At 62.9% G+C, this 1361-nt stretch carries 1 protein-coding gene; it reads left to right on the top strand.

Features of this window, described 5'->3' with window-relative positions; translation table 11 throughout:
- Positions 1-1361: DUF7927 domain-containing protein (locus ACFWMR_RS17635; protein WP_449224332.1), on the top strand; the 1361-nt coding region annotated here is incomplete at both ends.

Genomic DNA, 1361 nt, shown 5'->3' with positions numbered 1-1361 from the left:
GGCGCGGCGACGATCGGTTCGGTGTCGTTCGCGTCGCCGAAGCTGACGTGGACCGGCGACCTGGAGATCGGCGCCACCTCCACGGTGACCTACACGGTCAAGGTCAAGAGCCCGAACACCGGTGACAACAAGCTGTCCAATGTGGTCACGTCGGACACGCCCGGCGGGAACTGCCCGCCGGGCTCGACGGACCCGAAGTGCGGCACGACGACTCCGGTATCCGGGTTCAAGATCGAAAAGGTGGTCGACAAGCAGTCGGCGAATCCAGGCGATGCCGTCAAATACACCGTCACCGTGACCAACACCGGCCAGACGAAGATCGCCGGCGCGACCTTCACCGATGATCTGACACAGGTTCTCGATGACGCCGATTACCAGGATGACGGTGCGGCAACGGTCGGTGCGGTGTCGTATGTGGCGCCGAAGCTGACCTGGACCGGTGACCTCGACGTCGGCGGGACGTCCACGGTGACGTACACGGTCAAGGTCAAGAGCCCGAACACCGGTGACAACAAGCTGATCAACGTGGTGACGTCGGAGACTCCGGGCGGGAACTGCCCGCCGGGCTCGACCGATCCGAAGTGCACCACGACCACGCCGGTCTCGGGCTTCAAGATCGAGAAGTCGGTCGACAAGGAGTCGGCGAACCCCGGTGACGTCGTGAAGTACACGGTCACCGTCACGAACACCGGTCAGACCAAGTTGACCGGGGCGACGTTCACCGACGACTTGACCCGGGTCCTCGATGACGCGGATTACCAGGACGACGGTGCGGCGACGATCGGTGCGGTGTCGTATGCGGCGCCGAAGCTTACCTGGACCGGTGATCTCGAAATCGGCGCGGTGTCCACGATCACTTACACGGTGAAGGTCAAGAACCCCAACCCTGGCGACAAGACACTGTCCAATGTGGTCACATCCGAGACTCCGGGCGGGAACTGTCCGCCGGGTTCGACGGATCCGAAGTGCGGCACGACCACGCCGGTGTCCGGCCTGTTGATCGAGAAGGCCGTCGACAAGCAGTCGGCGAACCCGGGTGACGTGGTCAAGTACACGGTCACGGTCACCAACGTCGGTCAGACGAAACTGGTGGGTGCGACGTTCACCGATGACCTGACGCAGGTTCTCGACGACGCGGATTACCAGGATGACGGTGCGGCGACGATCGGTGCGGTGTCGTATGCGGCGCCGAAGCTGGCGTGGACCGGTGATCTCGAAATCGGCGCGGTATCCACGATCACTTACACGGTGAAGGTGAAGAGTCCGAACACTGGTGACAACAAGTTGTCCAATGTGGTGACGTCGGAGATTCCGGGTGGGAACTGTCCGCCGGGTTCGACGGATCCGAAGTGCGGCACGAT

Source organism: Amycolatopsis thailandensis (assembly GCF_042723255.1).
GTDB classification, from domain to species: Bacteria; Actinomycetota; Actinomycetes; order Mycobacteriales; family Pseudonocardiaceae; genus Amycolatopsis; species Amycolatopsis thailandensis.
The sequence above is the reverse complement of the archived record's forward strand: the minus strand, read 5'-3'. Positions and strand labels throughout refer to the sequence as shown.